General features: G+C 67.9%; 16 protein-coding genes. 13 read left to right on the top strand and 3 right to left on the bottom strand.

The genetic code is table 11. From position 1 onward, the window contains the following. Nucleotides 1-3 precede the first annotated feature (3 nt). The gene (locus ACSQ9A_RS01745) at nt 4-939 is read right to left on the bottom strand and encodes a branched-chain amino acid transaminase (protein ID WP_093104290.1); all 936 of its coding nucleotides are present in this window, start codon (nt 937-939) and stop codon (nt 4-6) included. Between the two features lie 124 nt (nt 940-1,063). Here ACSQ9A_RS01745 and ACSQ9A_RS01740 point away from each other — a divergent pair, with 124 nt between their 5' ends. Next, nucleotides 1,064-2,044: a recombination-associated protein RdgC gene (locus ACSQ9A_RS01740; protein WP_436302471.1), complete on the top strand. Its 981-nt coding sequence runs from the start codon at nt 1,064-1,066 to the stop codon at nt 2,042-2,044. A gap of 16 nt (nt 2,045-2,060) precedes the next feature. On the opposite strand, the gene ACSQ9A_RS01735 is transcribed toward ACSQ9A_RS01740, so the two are convergent. After that, entirely contained in the window at nt 2,061-2,531 is a 471-nt protein-coding gene (locus ACSQ9A_RS01735) for a glycerate kinase (RefSeq protein ID WP_436302470.1), read from the bottom strand. A gap of 23 nt (nt 2,532-2,554) precedes the next feature. After that, the gene (radA, locus tag ACSQ9A_RS01730) at nt 2,555-3,946 is read right to left on the bottom strand and encodes a DNA repair protein RadA (RefSeq protein WP_436292361.1); all 1,392 of its coding nucleotides are present in this window, start codon (nt 3,944-3,946) and stop codon (nt 2,555-2,557) included. 106 nt (nt 3,947-4,052) lie between these two features. Here radA and hpaR point away from each other — a divergent pair, with 106 nt between their 5' ends. The 12 genes from hpaR (at nt 4,053) to ACSQ9A_RS01670 (ending at nt 14,142) form a co-directional block, all read left to right on the top strand. Further along, complete coding sequence (gene hpaR, locus ACSQ9A_RS01725) at nt 4,053-4,484, top strand: homoprotocatechuate degradation operon regulator HpaR (protein WP_093104296.1); 432 nt, start codon at nt 4,053-4,055, stop codon at nt 4,482-4,484. After that, the gene (locus ACSQ9A_RS01720; RefSeq protein WP_436302469.1) at nt 4,481-5,104 is read left to right on the top strand and encodes a fumarylacetoacetate hydrolase family protein; all 624 of its coding nucleotides are present in this window, start codon (nt 4,481-4,483) and stop codon (nt 5,102-5,104) included. The genes hpaR and ACSQ9A_RS01720 overlap by 4 nt, the downstream gene beginning before the upstream one ends. Then, nucleotides 5,101-5,853 (top strand): fumarylacetoacetate hydrolase family protein, encoded by a 753-nt coding sequence (locus ACSQ9A_RS01715; protein WP_436302468.1) that lies wholly within the window; start codon nt 5,101-5,103, stop codon nt 5,851-5,853. Before ACSQ9A_RS01720 ends, ACSQ9A_RS01715 begins: the two co-directional genes overlap by 4 nt. Before the next feature lie 37 nt (nt 5,854-5,890). Further along, complete coding sequence (locus ACSQ9A_RS01710; RefSeq protein ID WP_436302467.1) at nt 5,891-6,868, top strand: Bug family tripartite tricarboxylate transporter substrate binding protein; 978 nt, start codon at nt 5,891-5,893, stop codon at nt 6,866-6,868. Between the two features lie 7 nt (nt 6,869-6,875). Further along, nucleotides 6,876-8,333 carry a 5-carboxymethyl-2-hydroxymuconate semialdehyde dehydrogenase gene (hpaE, locus tag ACSQ9A_RS01705; RefSeq protein ID WP_436302466.1) on the top strand — a complete coding sequence of 486 codons (1,458 nt, stop codon included), beginning with the start codon at nt 6,876-6,878 and terminating at the stop codon, nt 8,331-8,333. 2 nt (nt 8,334-8,335) lie between these two features. Then, the gene (gene hpaD / locus ACSQ9A_RS01700) at nt 8,336-9,211 is read left to right on the top strand and encodes a 3,4-dihydroxyphenylacetate 2,3-dioxygenase (protein ID WP_170855536.1); all 876 of its coding nucleotides are present in this window, start codon (nt 8,336-8,338) and stop codon (nt 9,209-9,211) included. An 11-nt stretch (nt 9,212-9,222) separates the two neighbouring features. Then, on the top strand, nt 9,223-9,627 hold the full coding sequence (locus ACSQ9A_RS01695) for a 5-carboxymethyl-2-hydroxymuconate Delta-isomerase (RefSeq protein ID WP_436302465.1): 405 nt from the start codon (nt 9,223-9,225) through the stop codon (nt 9,625-9,627). A gap of 9 nt (nt 9,628-9,636) precedes the next feature. After that, nucleotides 9,637-10,440: a 2-oxo-hept-4-ene-1,7-dioate hydratase gene (gene hpaH / locus ACSQ9A_RS01690; RefSeq protein WP_436302464.1), complete on the top strand. Its 804-nt coding sequence runs from the start codon at nt 9,637-9,639 to the stop codon at nt 10,438-10,440. A 9-nt stretch (nt 10,441-10,449) separates the two neighbouring features. Next, complete coding sequence (locus ACSQ9A_RS01685) at nt 10,450-11,259, top strand: aldolase/citrate lyase family protein (protein ID WP_436302463.1); 810 nt, start codon at nt 10,450-10,452, stop codon at nt 11,257-11,259. A gap of 104 nt (nt 11,260-11,363) precedes the next feature. Beyond that, the gene (locus ACSQ9A_RS01680; protein WP_436302462.1) at nt 11,364-12,353 is read left to right on the top strand and encodes a Bug family tripartite tricarboxylate transporter substrate binding protein; all 990 of its coding nucleotides are present in this window, start codon (nt 11,364-11,366) and stop codon (nt 12,351-12,353) included. A 19-nt stretch (nt 12,354-12,372) separates the two neighbouring features. After that, nucleotides 12,373-13,161 (top strand): class II aldolase/adducin family protein, encoded by a 789-nt coding sequence (locus ACSQ9A_RS01675; RefSeq protein WP_436302461.1) that lies wholly within the window; start codon nt 12,373-12,375, stop codon nt 13,159-13,161. A 3-nt stretch (nt 13,162-13,164) separates the two neighbouring features. After that, a complete protein-coding gene (locus ACSQ9A_RS01670; protein WP_093104312.1) occupies nt 13,165-14,142 on the top strand; it encodes a 2-dehydropantoate 2-reductase in 978 nt (325 codons plus the stop codon). Nucleotides 14,143-14,153: the final 11 nt, after the last annotated feature.

The raw sequence follows: 14,153 nt of genomic DNA, 5'->3' as shown, positions 1-14,153 counted from the left end.
TCGTCAGACCTTCGTGAGCCAGTGGGCGTATTTGGGATTGCGGCCGTTCACGATGTCGAAGAAGGCGCTCTGGATCTTCTCGGTGACGGGACCGCGCGAGCCGATGCCGATCTCGATGCGGTCGAGCTCGCGGATCGGCGTCACCTCGGCCGCGGTGCCGGTGAAGAAGGCTTCCTCGGCGATGTAGACCTCATCGCGCGTGATGCGCTTCTGCACCACCTCGATGCCTAGATCCTTGCAGATGTGCAGGATGGTGTTGCGCGTGATGCCGTTGAGCGCGCCGGCCGACAGATCGGGCGTGTAGACCACGCCGCCCTTGACCACGAAGATGTTCTCGCCCGCGCCCTCGGAGACGAAGCCGCTCGCGTCGAGCAGCAGGGCCTCGTCGTAGCCGTCGTCCAGCGCCTCCATGTTGGCGAGGATCGAGTTGCTGTAGTTGCTGACCGCCTTGGCCTGCGTCATCGTGATGTTGACGTGGTGGCGCGTGTAGCTCGAGGTCTTGACGCGGATGCCGCGCTTCATGCCTTCGTCGCCGAGGTAGGCGCCCCAGGCCCAGGCCGCGACCATGGCGTGGATGCGGTTGCCCTTGGGGCTGACGCCGAGCTTCTCGGAGCCGATCCACACCAGCGGGCGCAGGTAGCAGCTCTCGAGCTTGTTCTCGCGCACCACCTGCTTTTGCGCCTCGTTCAGCTGCTCGGGCGAAAACGGGATCTTCATGCGCAGGATCTTGGCGCTGTTGAACAGGCGCTCGGTGTGCTCGGCCAGGCGAAAGATCGCGGTGCCGTTGACCGTCTTGTAGGCCCGTACCCCCTCGAAAGCGCCGCAGCCGTAGTGCAGCGTGTGGCTCAGCACGTGGATCTTGGCGTCGCGCCAGTCCACGAGATCACCGTCCATCCAGATCTTGCCGTCACGATCGTCCAGTGCGGGGAGCGCGCTCATGTTCTTTGTCCTTTGGGGAAGGGGGTATGTCGCAAAAGCTTGCGATTTTACGGCGACGACCGACTTCGTCCCGCCGACAATGCACGGCTTTGCCAATCAGTCAGCCAGAAAAGGGTTCGTTTCAGTGTCCGTCTTCAAAAACGTCATCGTCTACCGCATCGAAGCATCGTGGTCGCAGTCGCACGGCCAGGTCGAGCAGGCCCTCGACCCGCTGCGTTTCGTCCCCTGCAGCCCCTCGCAGGAAAAATCCGCCGGCTGGGTTGAGCCCCGCGGCGAAGAGCACGGCCCGCTGGTCGAATCCATCGGCGGCCAGTGGCTGCTCGAATACATGATCGAAAGCAAGGCGCTGCCGGCCTCGGTGGTGCGCCGCAAGGTCGAGGAGCGGGCCGCGCAGATCGAGGCCACCACCGGGCGCAAGCCGGGCAAGAAGGAAAAGAAGGAGCTCAAGGAAGACGTCACGCACGAGCTGCTGCCGCTGGCCTTCACACGCCACGCGCGCATCGCGGTGTGGATCGACCCGGCGGCCCGCCGGCTGGTGGTCAATGCGAGCAATGTCGCGCGCGCCGACGAGGTGGTGACCAGCCTGGTGAAGGCGCTGGAAGGCTTTGCCGTTGCGCAAATCAACACGCAGGTGGAGCCGGCTGCCGCCATGTCGGACTGGCTCTCGACCCAGGAGCCGCCGGCCGGCTTCACCATCGACCGCGAGTGCGAGCTCAAGGCCAGCGACGAGTCGAAGGCCGTGGTGCGCTATGCCAAGCACCCGCTGGACATCGAGGAGGTGCGCCAGCATATCGCCGACGGCAAGCGGCCGACCCGGCTCGCGATGACCTGGGACGACCGCGTGTCCTTCGAGCTGACCGAGGGGCTGCAGCTGCGCAAGATCGTGTTCCTCGAAGGCACGCTCGACGATGCGCCGGCCTCGGGCAAGGAAGACAACTTCGATGCCGACGCCGCGATCGCGACCGGCGAGCTCGGCCAGCTGGTGCCGGAGCTGATCGAGGCGCTGGGCGGGGAGATGAAGCTGGGCGGGGCGGCGGCCGATGCGGCGCCTGCGCCGGCAGAGTCCAAGGCCGAAGAGCTCGCCGACGAATCGGCGCCGTTTTAGGGCCTGTTAACAGGCCCTAAAACGGCGGCCGCAGCGCGCCGGGCTTGACGGCGTCGGCGCTCGGCGCGTCGGCCTGCTGCGACGCGTCTTCGTCCGGCACCTCGGGCCGCACCAGCTTCCACTCGCTCAGCTTGCCGTTCGCGAAGGTGGCATCGACCCAGGAGCCGCCGCCGTCGGTCCAGCGGAAAACTTCTGGCTGCGCGTCCTTGGGCGAACGCTGCTCGCCGAGCGCGCGCGTCATCGCGATCACGTGCAGCAGGGTCGCCTTGGGCTTGAGCTTGGCGTTGAGCATCACCGCGCTGGCGACCGTGCCGATGGGCCGGTCGGCGGCGCGTTTCAGGACCTGCATGGTGCGGTTGAAATGCATCAGCAGGAACATGACGATGGCGCCGCCCGCGAGCGCGACGCCGGCCCATCCATAGGCGCGATAGGCGAGGCCGAGCAGCACGAGGCCGGCGAGCGGAACGAGGACTTTGCCGAAATTCATGAGCGGTATTGTCACGCCCCGGGCTAGTGCAGCTGCCGCACCACGTCCATGGCTTCCTCGATGCGGTCCACCGGGTGGATGGTCAGCCCCTCGATCTCCTTCGCGCCCTTGCGCGGCGCGTTGGCCTTGGGCACCACCGCTACGCTGAAGCCCAGCTTGGCGGCCTCGCGCAGGCGCTCCTGGCCGCGCGGCGCCGGCCGCACCTCGCCGGCGAGGCCGACTTCGCCGAAGGCGATGAAGCCCTTGGGCAAGGGCTTGCCGCGCAGGCTGGAGGTGATGGCGAGCATCACGGCCAGGTCGGCCGCCGGCTCGCTGATGCGCACGCCGCCGACCGCATTGACGAACACGTCCTGGTCCATGCAAGCAACGCCCGCATGGCGGTGCAGCACCGCGAGCAGCATTGCGAGCCGGTCGCGGTCGAGCCCGACCGACAGGCGCCGCGGACTCGGCCCGCCGTTGTCGACCAGCGCCTGGATCTCGACCAGCATCGGCCGCGTGCCTTCGAGCGTGACCAGCACCACGCTGCCGGGCACCGGTTCGGCGTGCTGGCTCAGGAAGATCGCGCTCGGGTTGGTCACGCCTTTCAGGCCGCGCTCGGTCATCGCGAACACGCCGATCTCGTTGACCGCGCCGAAGCGGTTCTTGATGGCGCGCACCAGCCGAAAGCTCGAGTGCGTGTCGCCTTCGAAGTAGAGCACCGTGTCGACCATGTGCTCCAGCACGCGCGGGCCGGCCAGCGCGCCCTCCTTGGTCACGTGGCCCACCAGCACCACCGCCGTGCCGCTGGCCTTGGCGAAGCGCGTGAGGTGCGCCGCGCACTCGCGCACCTGCGCCACCGAACCCGGCGCCGAGGTCAGCTGGTCGGAGTAGACGGTCTGGATCGAGTCGATCACCGCGATCGCGGGCCGCGTGGCGTCGAGCGTGGCGAGGATCTTTTCGAGCTGGATCTCGGCCAGCACCTGCACCTGCGATTGCGGGAGGCCCAACCGCCGCGAGCGCAGCGCCACCTGCGCGCCGCTCTCCTCGCCGGTGACGTAGATCGCGTTGCGGCCGGCGCGCTGCAGCGCGTCGACCGCCTGCAGCAAGAGCGTCGACTTGCCGATGCCCGGGTCACCACCGATCAGCGTGACGCCGCCGTCGACGATGCCGCCGCCCAGCACGCGGTCGAGCTCGTCGAGCCCGGTGGGCGTGCGCTCGATGTCGGTGGCCTCGATTTCGGACAGCGTGGCCAGCTCGGCCGAGCCGGCGAGCGCCGCGAACTGCGCGCCGAAGCGGTTGTTGGCGCTGCCGCCCGCGGGGCCGGCCACCTGTTCGATCAGCGTGTTCCAGGCGCCGCAGCTGGGGCAGCGGCCGAGCCACTTGGGGCTGGTGCCGCCGCATTCGGAGCAGACGAAGAGGGTTTTTTCCTTGGCCATCGCCCGAGTGTAGGGAGGGCGCCAGCCCGGCTCAGGGAAAACCCCGCCGAAGCCCGCCCGGAAGGCACTTGCAATTAATTTAACATGTTAAATAATCAAGACCTTCATGAGCACCCCCTTTGTCCACCGCAATCTGCCGCGCCTGCTGCTTCAGGCGCGCGAAGCCGTCATGGCGCACACGCGGCCCAGCCTGCGCGAGCATGGCCTGAGCGATCAGCAATGGCGCGTGCTGCGCGTGCTTGGCGAGCTCGGCGTGGTCGAGACCGGCCGCGTCGCACGCGAGGCCTTCATCCTCGGCCCCAGCCTGACCGGCGTGCTCTCGCGCATGGAGCGCGACGGCCTGATCCGTCGCGAGCGCGATCCGGCGGACCAGCGCCGCACCGTGGTCGAGGCCACGGCCAAGGGCACGCGCATGGTGAGCAAGCTCTCGCGCGCGATCGAGGCGCACTACGACTGGATGGAAAAGTCCCTCGGCAAGCAGAAGCTGTCGCAGCTCTACGTGCTGCTGGACGAAGTGATCGAACTGGAGCAGCCATGAGCTTCATGCCCACCGGCACGGTCTACGGCGTGCTGCTCAACTTCCGCGCCGAAGTCGAGGCGCTGGCGCCGCAGATGAGCCAGCCGCCCTACAAGGCGCCGCCGCAAGCGCCCGTGCTCTACGTGAAGACGGCCAACACCTGGAGTCCGCATGGCAGCGCCATCACCGTGCCGGCCAAGGTGCCCGAGGTCGAAGTCGGCGCCACCATCGGCATGGTCATCGGCGCCGACAGCGACGTCGAAGGCTTCGTGCTGATGAACGACCTGTCGATCCCGCATGCGAGCTTCTTCCGCCCGCCCGTCAAGTTCAAGTGCGTGGACGGCTTCCTCGGTATCGGGCCTGCCATGCGCGATGCGCAGGAGGTCGCCGACCCGGCGCAGTTCAGTCTCGAAGTGCGCATCAACGGCGAACTGCGCCAGTCGGTGGATTTCTCGCAGACGGTGCGCAGCGCGGCGCAACTGCTGTCCGAGGTCGGCGCCTTCATGACGCTGGCACACGGCGACGTGCTGATGCTCGGCTGCGATGCCGGCCGTCCGCTGGCGCGCCTCGGCGACCGCATCGAGATCAGCGCGCCGGGTTTCGAAACCTTGGTCAACACGCTGGCGGGAGAACAGCCATGAAGCACGCGCGCGTCACCTTCGAAGGCGCGGAGCACGAGGCGACCGAGCGCGACGGCCGCCTGCTGCTCGTCGACGGCCGCGCGGTCGGCTTCGACGAGGTGATGTGGCTGCCGCCCCTCGCGCCCACGCCGCGGCCGCGCACCATCCTCGCGCTCGGCCTCAACTACGCCGACCATGCGAAGGAACTGGCGTTCAAGGCGCCCGAGGAGCCGCTGGTCTTCGTCAAGGGAGAGAGCACGCTCACGGGCCATCGCCAGGTCACCTACCGCCCGGCCGGCGTCTCGTTCATGCACTACGAATGCGAGCTGGTGATCGTGGTCGGCAAGACCGCGCGCAAGGTGCGGCAGGGCGACGCCTACGACTTCATCGGCGGCTACACGGTGGCCAACGACTATGCGATCCGCGACTACCTCGAGAACTGGTACCGCCCCAACCTGCGCGTGAAGAACCGCGACACCTGCACGCCGATCGGCCCCTGGCTCGTGGACGCGAAGGACGTGCCCGACCCGATGGCGCTCGCACTCAAGACCACCGTCAACGGCAAGCTCACGCAGTCGGGCAACACGAAGGACATGATCTTCGACGCGCCCTTCCTCATCGAATATTTCTCGAGCTTCATGACGCTCTCGCCCGGCGACCTGATCCTCACGGGCACGCCCGACGGCGTGGTCGACTGCCAGCCCGGCGACGTGGTCGTGACCGAGATCGAGCGCATCGGCGCGCTCTCCAACACCATCGGTGCGGCCTGAGCCCGCATCGCCCAGAACACATCACGAAGGAGACGACATGGTCAAGAAGTCCTGGCTGGCGACGGCCCTGGTGGCATTGGGCGCTTCCGTCTTCGCCGCCGGCGCTGCAGCGCAGCCCTATCCGAACAAGCCCGTGCGCTGGGTGGTCGGCTACCCGGCCGGCGGAGGCACCGATTTCCTCGCGCGCACCGCCGGCGCCCAGTTGTCGCAGCAGCTCGGCCAGCCAGTACTGGTCGACAACCGTCCGGGCGCCGGCGCCATCATCGCGTCCGAGCACGTGGCCCGCGCACCGGCCGACGGCTACACCGTGTTCTCGGCCGACAACGGCGTGCTGGTCTACAACCCCGCGCTCTACAAGAAGCTGCCCTACGACCCCGAGAAGGACTTTGCGCTGCTCGCCATGATGGGCCGCTCGGCGCTGATCATCACGGCCGGCCCCAATGCCGGCTTCGCCGACGCCAAGGCGCTGCTCGCCGAGCTCAAGCGCTCGCCGGGCAAGTACAGCATCGGAACGCCCGGCAACGGCAGCCCGCACCACCTCGCGCTCGAGCTGTTCCAGCGCGAGGCGGGCGTCTCCCTGCTCCACGTGCCCTACAAGGGCGGCGCGCCGGCCATGCAGGACCTGATGGCCGGGCAGGTGCCGCTGATCGTGCTCGACCTGCCCAGCGGCGTCAGCGCGGTCAAGGCCGGCAAGATCACGCCGCTGATCGCCCTGTCGGCCGAACGCATGCCGCAACTGCCCAACGTGCCGACGGCGAAAGAGCTCGGCTACGCGGGCGTCGAGGCCTATGCCTGGCAAGGCCTCGTCGCGCCGGCGGCCACGCCCAAGGACGTGCAGGCCCGGCTCGGCGCCGAGCTGCAGAAGGCGGTGAGCGACGCCGGCGTGCGGCAGAAGCTCTTCGACGCCGGATGGGATGCAACCCCCGCCGACGCGGCCGCGATGACCCGCTACACCGAGGCGGAGCGCAAGAAGTGGCACGCGCTGATCAAGGCACGCGACATCAAGCTGGACTAGGACCCTCATGAAGATCGACCACCTCATCGACGGCAAGCCGGTCGCCGGCCGCGACTACTTCCAGACCGTCAACCCGGCCACGCAGGAGGTGTTGGCCGAGGTCGCCGCGGGCGGCGAAGCCGAAGTGAACGCGGCCGTCGCGGCCGCCAAGGAAGCCTTTCCCAAATGGGCCGGCATGCCCGCGCCGCAGCGCGCCAAGCTGATCCGCAGGCTGGGCGACCTGATCGCCGCCCACGTGCCCGAGCTCGCGCGCACCGAGACCGACGACTGCGGCCAGGTCATCGCGCAGACCGGCAAGCAGCTGGTGCCGCGCGCGGCCGACAACTTCTACTACTTCGCCGAGATGTGCACGCGCGTCGACGGCCACACCTACCCGACCGAGACACACCTCAACTACACGCTGTTCCATCCGGTCGGCGTGTGCGCGCTGATATCGCCGTGGAACGTGCCCTTCATGACCGCCACCTGGAAGGTCGCACCCTGCCTGGCCTTCGGCAACACCGCGGTGTTGAAGATGAGCGAGCTCTCGCCGCTCACGGCCGCGCGGCTCGGCGAGCTGGCGCTCGAGGCCGGCATCCCGCCCGGTGTGCTGAACCTGGTGCACGGCTACGGCAAGGACGCGGGCGAGCCGCTGGTGGCGCATCCGGATGTGCGCGCCATCTCCTTCACCGGCTCCACGGCCACGGGCAACCGCATCGTCAAGAGTGCGGGCCTGAAGAAGTTCAGCATGGAGCTCGGCGGCAAGAGCCCCTTCGTGGTCTTCGAGGACGCGAACCTCGAGCGCGCGCTCGACGCGGCCGTGTTCATGATCTTCAGCAACAACGGCGAGCGCTGCACGGCCGGTTCGCGCATCCTGGTGCAGCAGTCGATCTATGCCGACTTCGCCGCCAGGTTCGCCGAGCGCGCGAAGCGCATCGCGGTCGGCGATCCGCTTCATGAAGCGACCATCGTCGGGCCGATGATCTCGCAGGCCCACCTGGCCAAGGTGCGCAGCTACATCGAGCTCGGCCCGAAGGAAGGTGCGACGCTTTTGTGCGGCGGGCTCGAAGCGCCGCAACTGCCGGACCGCGTGAAGAAAGGCAACTATGTGATGCCCACCGTCTTCGCCGACGTCGACAACCGCATGAAGATCGCGCAGGAAGAGATCTTCGGCCCCGTCGCCTGCCTCATTCCCTTCAAGGACGAGGCCGATGCGATCCGCCTGGCCAACGACATCCAATATGGATTGAGCAGCTACGTCTGGACCGAGAACATCGGCCGCGCGCACCGCGTCGCGGCCGCGGTCGAAGCCGGCATGTGCTTCGTCAACAGCCAGAACGTCAGAGACCTGCGCCAGCCCTTCGGCGGCACCAAGGCCTCGGGCACCGGGCGCGAAGGCGGCACCTGGAGCTACGAGGTCTTCTGCGAACCGAAGAATGTGGCCGTGTCGCTGGGTTCGCATCACATCCCTCACTGGGGAGTCTGACCATGGGCACGCTCGCACTCGCAGCCAAGATCACGCATGTGCCGTCGATGTACCTGTCGGAATTCCCCGGCCCGAACTTCGGCTGCCGCGAGGCGGCGATCAACGGCCACAAGGAAATCGACCGCCGCTGCCGCGAACTGGGCGTGGACACCATCGTGGTCTTCGACGTGCACTGGCAGGTCAACAGCGAATATCACATCAACTGCGGCCCGCAGTTCGGCGGCACCTACACCAGCAACGAGCTGCCGCACTTCATCAAGAACATGCCCTATGCCTACCCGGGCAACCCGGCGCTGGGCCATCTGATCGCCGACGTGGCCAACGAGATGGGCGTGAAGAGCCGCGCCCACAGCGACACCACGCTCGAACTCGAATACGGCACGCTGGTGCCGATGCGCTACATGAACGCCGACCAGCACTACAAGGTGATCAGCATCAGCGGCTGGTGCGACTGGCACGACCTGCACGAATCCGGCCGCTTCGGCCTCGCGGTGCGGCGCGCCATCGAGGAACGCTACGAGGGCACGGTGGCGGTGTTCGCCAGCGGCTCGCTGTCGCATCATTTCGCCGACAACGGCCGCGCGCCCGAGTTCATGCACAAGGTCTACGATCCTTTCCTCGAGCAGGTCGACCGCCGCGTGGTCCAGCTCTGGGAAGCCGGTGAATGGAAGACCTTCGTCGGCATGCTGCCGATGTATGCCGACAAGTGCTGGGGCGAAGGCGACATGCACGACACGGCCATGCTGCTCGGCCTGCTGGGCTGGGACCGCTACACGGCGCCGGTGGAGATCGTCACGCCTTATTTCGGCAGCTCGGGGACGGGGCAGATCAATGCGATCTTTCCGGTCACGCCGCTGCCTGCACCGGCCACCGCCTGAGGAAAATAAAGATGCCGCATCTGGTGATCCTCTACACCCCAAACATCGAGCGCGAGACCGACATGACGGCGCTGTGCCGCACGATGGCCGACGCCATGCTGGAGCAGCGCGACGACGAGGGCCGGCAGGTCTATCCGACCGGCGGCACGCGCGTGCTGGCCTTTCCGGCCGCGCACCATGCGGTGGCCGACGGCAAGGGCGACTACGCCTTCGTCTACCTCAACGTGCGCATGGCGGTGGGACGCAGCGAAGCAGTGAAGAAGCGCATCGGCGACGCCTTGCTGGAAAAGGTGAAGACGCATTTCGAGCCGCTGCTCGCGAAGCGGCACGTCGGCATCACGCTGCAGATCGACGAAGCGCCCGGCCAGGTCTACGACGGCAAGTGCGGCAACCTGCATCCTCTCTTCAACAAATAGCCGCCACGCATGCTCGACAAGAAGATCATCCAGCAGCTCGCCGCCGAGCTGCACGAAAGCGAGAAGTCGCGCGTGCAGCTGCGGCACTTCTCCCGGCGCTTTCCCGAGATGACGGTCGAGGACGGCTACGCGATCTCGCGCGAATGGGTGAAGACCAAGCTGACCGAAGGACGCGTGGTCAAGGGCCACAAGATCGGCCTCACCTCGCGCGCGATGCAGCTGTCCAGCCAGATCACCGAGCCCGACTACGGCACGCTCTTGGACGACATGTTCTTCGAGCAGGGCGGCGACATCCCGTTCACGCGCTTCATCGCGCCGCGCATCGAGGTCGAGCTGGCCTTCGTGCTCGGCAGGCGGCTGCAGGGGCCGCACGTGAGCATCTTCGACGTGCTCGCGGCCACCGACTACGTGGTGCCGGCGATCGAGATCATCGATGCGCGCATCGAGCAGTTCGACCGCGAGACCAAGGCGCCGCGCCGCGTCTTCGACACCATCGCCGACAACGCGGCCAACGCCGGCATCGTGACCGGCGGACGGCCGGTCAAGCCCGACGCGGTCGACCTGCGCTGGGTCAGCGCCCTGCTCTACAAGAACGGCGTGATCGAGGAATCGGGCGTGGCCGCCGCCGTGCTCAACCACCCGGCCACCGGCGTGGCCTGGCTCGCCAACAAGCTCGCGCCCTGGGGCGAATGCCTGGAGCCCGGCGAGGTGGTGCTCGGCGGCTCGTTCACGCGTCCGACCACCGGACTGCCCGGAGATACCTTCCATGCGGACTACGGCCCCCTGGGCTCGATCTCGTTCCGCTTCACCTGAAAGCCGACCATGCAAACCCCCACGAACCCCTTCAAGCAAGCCCTCGCCGAGAAGCGCGTGCAAATCGGCCTCTGGCTCGGCCTCGCCGATGCCTACTGCGCCGAGATCTGCGCCGGCGCCGGCTTCGACTGGCTCTTGATCGACGGCGAGCATTCGCCCAACGGCCTGCGCAGCGTGCTGCAGCAGGCGCAGGCGATCGCCGCCTACCCCGGCGCCAACGCGATCGCGCGCGTGCCGGTCGGCCATGGCGACGTCGGCACGGCGCTGATCAAGCAGTACCTGGACCTCGGCCTGCAAACCATCCTGGTGCCGATGGTCGACACGCCCGAGCAGGCGCAGGCGATCGCGCGCGCGATGCGCTATCCGCCGCACGGCATCCGCGGCATGGGCGGTGCGCGCGCTTCGCGCTGGGGCCGCTACCCGGCCTATGCCAAGGAAGCCAACGAGCAGGTCTGCCTGCTGGTGCAGGCCGAGACGCGCGAGGCGCTGGCCAACCTGGATGCCATCGCGGCCGTGGACGGCATCGACGGCGTCTTCATCGGCCCAGCGGACCTCTCGGCATCGCTGGGTCACGTCGGCAATCCGAACCACCCCGAGGTGCAGGCGGCGATCGAGGATGCGATCGCGCGCATCAACCGCGCCGGCAAGGCCGCCGGCATCCTGACGCCCGACGAGGCGCAGGCGCGCAAGTACCTCGAACTCGGCGCCCTCTTCGTCGCCGTCGGCCTCGACACCAATCTGCTGGCGCGCAGCACCAGTGCGCTCGCCTCGCGCTTCAAGGACAACGCGCAGGCGCTGCCGGCGAGCAAGACCTACTGATTGGAGGTAAACGCGGAGCTGCGGCGCGGCGGCTTGCTGGAAGAATACGCGCTCACCGTGCGCCCCAACCCCGAGGCGCCACTCACCCTGGAGACATCGCCACCATGAATTTCACCCGCCGCCACCTGCTGCAAACCACCGGCGCCTCGGCACTGCTCGCGGGCATCGGCCAGCAAGCCTTCGCGCAGCAGCAGATCGAGACCACCAAGCTCATCACCGGCTTTGCCGCCGGCGGCACTTCCGACACGCTGTGCCGCCGCGTCGCCACCAAGCTGGCGCCGGGCTACGCCAACGCGGCCGTGGTCGAGAACCGCACCGGCGCCGGCGGCCAGATCGCCGTGACCTACGTCAAGAGCCAGCCGGCCGACGGCGCGACCATCCTGCAGACGCCGACCTCGATCCTCACCATCTACCCGCACATCTACAAGAAGCTGCCATACGAGCCGCTCGTCGACCTGACGCCGGTGACGGTCGCCTGCATCTTCGACTTCGGCTTCGCGGTCGGCCCGGCCGTGCCGGCCAGCGTGAAGACGGTGCCGGAGTTCCTCGCCTGGGCCAAGGCCAATCCGACCGGCGCCAACTACGGCTCGCCGGCCGCCGGTTCGACACCGCACTTCATCGGCGCGCTGCTGGGCAAGAGCGCCGGCGTGGAACTCAAGCATGCGGCCTACCGCGGCACCCAGCCGGCGATGCTCGACCTGCTGGGCGGCAACATCTCCGCCGTGTCGGGACCGATCGGCGACATCTCGCAGCACCTGCCGACGGGCAAGGTGCGCATCCTCGGCGTCTCGGGCAGCAAGCGCAGCCGCTTCGCGCCCGAGGTGCCGACCTTCGGCGAGCAGGGCATCAAGGACATGGCGCACAGCGAGTGGTTCGCGTTCTTTCTGCCCGCCAAGGCATCGCCCGAAGTGGTGGCACGCCTGAACGGCGCGATGAAGACGGCGCTGGCCACCAAGGAAGTGATCGACGGCCTGTCGACCTTCGGCCTCGAAGCCATGTCCTCGACGCCCGCAGAGCTGACCGAGCTGATCAAGAAAGACACCGCCAAGTGGGCGCCGATCGTCAAGCAGGTCGGCTTCACCGCTGAAGGCTAGACATGAAAAGGAACTGCTTATGAACTCCCATCTCGCTGCGCCGGCCACGCCGGCCCGCTCCGCCATCCATCCCGACGAACAGGAGGCGCGCCTGCAGCTCGCCGCCTGCTACCGCGTGTTCGCGATGCTGGGCTGGACCGAGATGATCTACAACCACATCACGGTGCGGCTGCCCGACAGCGTGACGGGTGGCCACAAGCAGTTCCTGATCAATCCCTTCGGCCTGCACTACAGCGAGGTCACGGCCGGCAACCTGGTCAAGATCGATCTGCAGGGCAAGGTGCTCGACGGCTCGCCGCATCCGGTCAACCCGGCCGGCTTCACGGTGCATGCCGCGATCCACGACGGCCTGCCCGATGCCCACTGCGTGATGCACACGCACACCACAGCCGGCGTGGCCGTGGCCTGCCTGCAGGGCGGCCTCGCGCAGACCAACTTCTACACCGCGCAGTTGCACGGCATGGTGGCGTACCACAACTTCGAGGGCATCACGATCCATGCCGACGAAGGGCCGCGGCTCCTGAAGAGCATCGGCAACAAGCCGGCCGTGATCCTGCGCAACCACGGTCTGCTGGCCTGGGGCCAGACGCTGCCGCAGACGTTTGCGATTCTCTGGACCCTGCAGCGCGCCTGCGAGATCCAGATGGCGACCTTCTCCATGGGCGCGGCGATTCCGGTGCCGGAAGACATCGCGCGCAAGTGCACGCGCGACGCGCTGCAGTTCAATCCCAAGCACGGCGGCGGGCAGGACGTGTTCGACGCGCTGGTGCGCCAGGTCGACCGCATCGACGATTCCTACAAGCACTGAACCATGAAAGTCTGCATCTACGGCGCCGGCGCGATCGGCGGATGGATCGGCGCCGGCCTCGCGCAGGCGGGCAACCGGCTCAACGTGGTCGCGCGCGGCGCGACGCTCGAAGCGCTGCAGCGCGACGGGCTCTTCGTGATGCGCGGCGAGCAGCGCACGCGCGTGCCGGTGAATGCGGTGGCCGACCCCGCGACGCTGGGCGAGCAGGACCTGGTGGTGATTGCCGTCAAGGCGCCGGCGCTGCAGGCCGTGGCAGCGCAGATCGCGCCGCTGCTCGGCCCCGACACCATCGTGTTGACCGCGATGAACGGCGTGCCCTGGTGGTTCCTGCAGGGCGGCTTCGGCGGCAGCCTGGCCGGTACGCGATTGCAGGCCGTGGACCCGGGCGGAAAGATCGGCGAGGCGATTCCCGCGCAGCACGTGATCGGCTGCGTGGTACATGCGAGCTGTTCGCTCGATGCGCCCGGCGTGGTGCGGCATCACTTCGGCAACGGGCTGATCATCGGCGAGCCCTCGGGCGAGGCGACGCCGCGCGCGACGCGGCTCGAGGCGCTGCTGAAGCAGGCGGGCTTCGAGGCCCGTCTCTCCGCGCAGATCCAGAAGGACGTCTGGTACAAGCTCTGGGGCAACATGACGGTCAACCCGATCAGCGCGATCACGGGCGCCACCACCGACCTGATCCTCGGCGACGATCTGGTGCGCGGCTTCATCTCGACCATCATGCTCGAGGCCAAGGAGATCGGCGCGCGCATCGGCATCCCGATCGCCGAGAGCCCCGAAGACCGGCACGCGGTCACGCGCAAGCTGGGCGCCTTCAAGACCTCGATGCTGCAGGACGTCGAGGCCGGCCGTGCGGTCGAGCTCGATGCGCTGGTGTCGGTGGTGCGCGAGCTGGGGCAGCTCGCCAAGGTGGAAACGCCCTTCACCGACGCACTGCTGGGCCTGGCGCGCCTGCGCGCGCGGCAGCTCGGCCTCTATTGAGCTGAGGCGCT

It is taken from the genome of Variovorax sp. LjRoot290 (assembly GCF_964253985.1).
Taxonomy (GTDB): Bacteria; Pseudomonadota; Gammaproteobacteria; order Burkholderiales; family Burkholderiaceae_C; genus Variovorax.
The sequence above is the reverse complement of the archived record's forward strand: the minus strand, read 5'-3'. Positions and strand labels throughout refer to the sequence as shown.

Bases quoted from the DNA above. Each gene is read 5' to 3' on its own strand.
- hpaE (WP_436302466.1), top strand. From the start codon at position 6,876: ATGAAGATCGACCACCTCATCGACGGCAAGCCGGTCGCCGGCCGCGAC.
- ACSQ9A_RS01670 (WP_093104312.1), top strand. From the start codon at position 13,165: ATGAAAGTCTGCATCTACGGCGCCGGCGCGATCGGCGGATGGATCGGC.
- ACSQ9A_RS01685 (WP_436302463.1), top strand. From the start codon at position 10,450: ATGCAAACCCCCACGAACCCCTTCAAGCAAGCCCTCGCCGAGAAGCGC.
- hpaR (WP_093104296.1), top strand. From the start codon at position 4,053: ATGAGCACCCCCTTTGTCCACCGCAATCTGCCGCGCCTGCTGCTTCAG.
- ACSQ9A_RS01735 (WP_436302470.1), bottom strand. From the start codon at position 2,531: ATGAATTTCGGCAAAGTCCTCGTTCCGCTCGCCGGCCTCGTGCTGCTC.
- ACSQ9A_RS01695 (WP_436302465.1), top strand. From the start codon at position 9,223: ATGCCGCATCTGGTGATCCTCTACACCCCAAACATCGAGCGCGAGACC.
- hpaH (WP_436302464.1), top strand. From the start codon at position 9,637: ATGCTCGACAAGAAGATCATCCAGCAGCTCGCCGCCGAGCTGCACGAA.
- ACSQ9A_RS01680 (WP_436302462.1), top strand. From the start codon at position 11,364: ATGAATTTCACCCGCCGCCACCTGCTGCAAACCACCGGCGCCTCGGCA.
- ACSQ9A_RS01675 (WP_436302461.1), top strand. From the start codon at position 12,373: ATGAACTCCCATCTCGCTGCGCCGGCCACGCCGGCCCGCTCCGCCATC.
- radA (WP_436292361.1), bottom strand. From the start codon at position 3,946: ATGGCCAAGGAAAAAACCCTCTTCGTCTGCTCCGAATGCGGCGGCACC.
- ACSQ9A_RS01720 (WP_436302469.1), top strand. From the start codon at position 4,481: ATGAGCTTCATGCCCACCGGCACGGTCTACGGCGTGCTGCTCAACTTC.
- hpaD (WP_170855536.1), top strand. From the start codon at position 8,336: ATGGGCACGCTCGCACTCGCAGCCAAGATCACGCATGTGCCGTCGATG.
- ACSQ9A_RS01745 (WP_093104290.1), bottom strand. From the start codon at position 939: ATGAGCGCGCTCCCCGCACTGGACGATCGTGACGGCAAGATCTGGATG.
- ACSQ9A_RS01710 (WP_436302467.1), top strand. From the start codon at position 5,891: ATGGTCAAGAAGTCCTGGCTGGCGACGGCCCTGGTGGCATTGGGCGCT.
- ACSQ9A_RS01715 (WP_436302468.1), top strand. From the start codon at position 5,101: ATGAAGCACGCGCGCGTCACCTTCGAAGGCGCGGAGCACGAGGCGACC.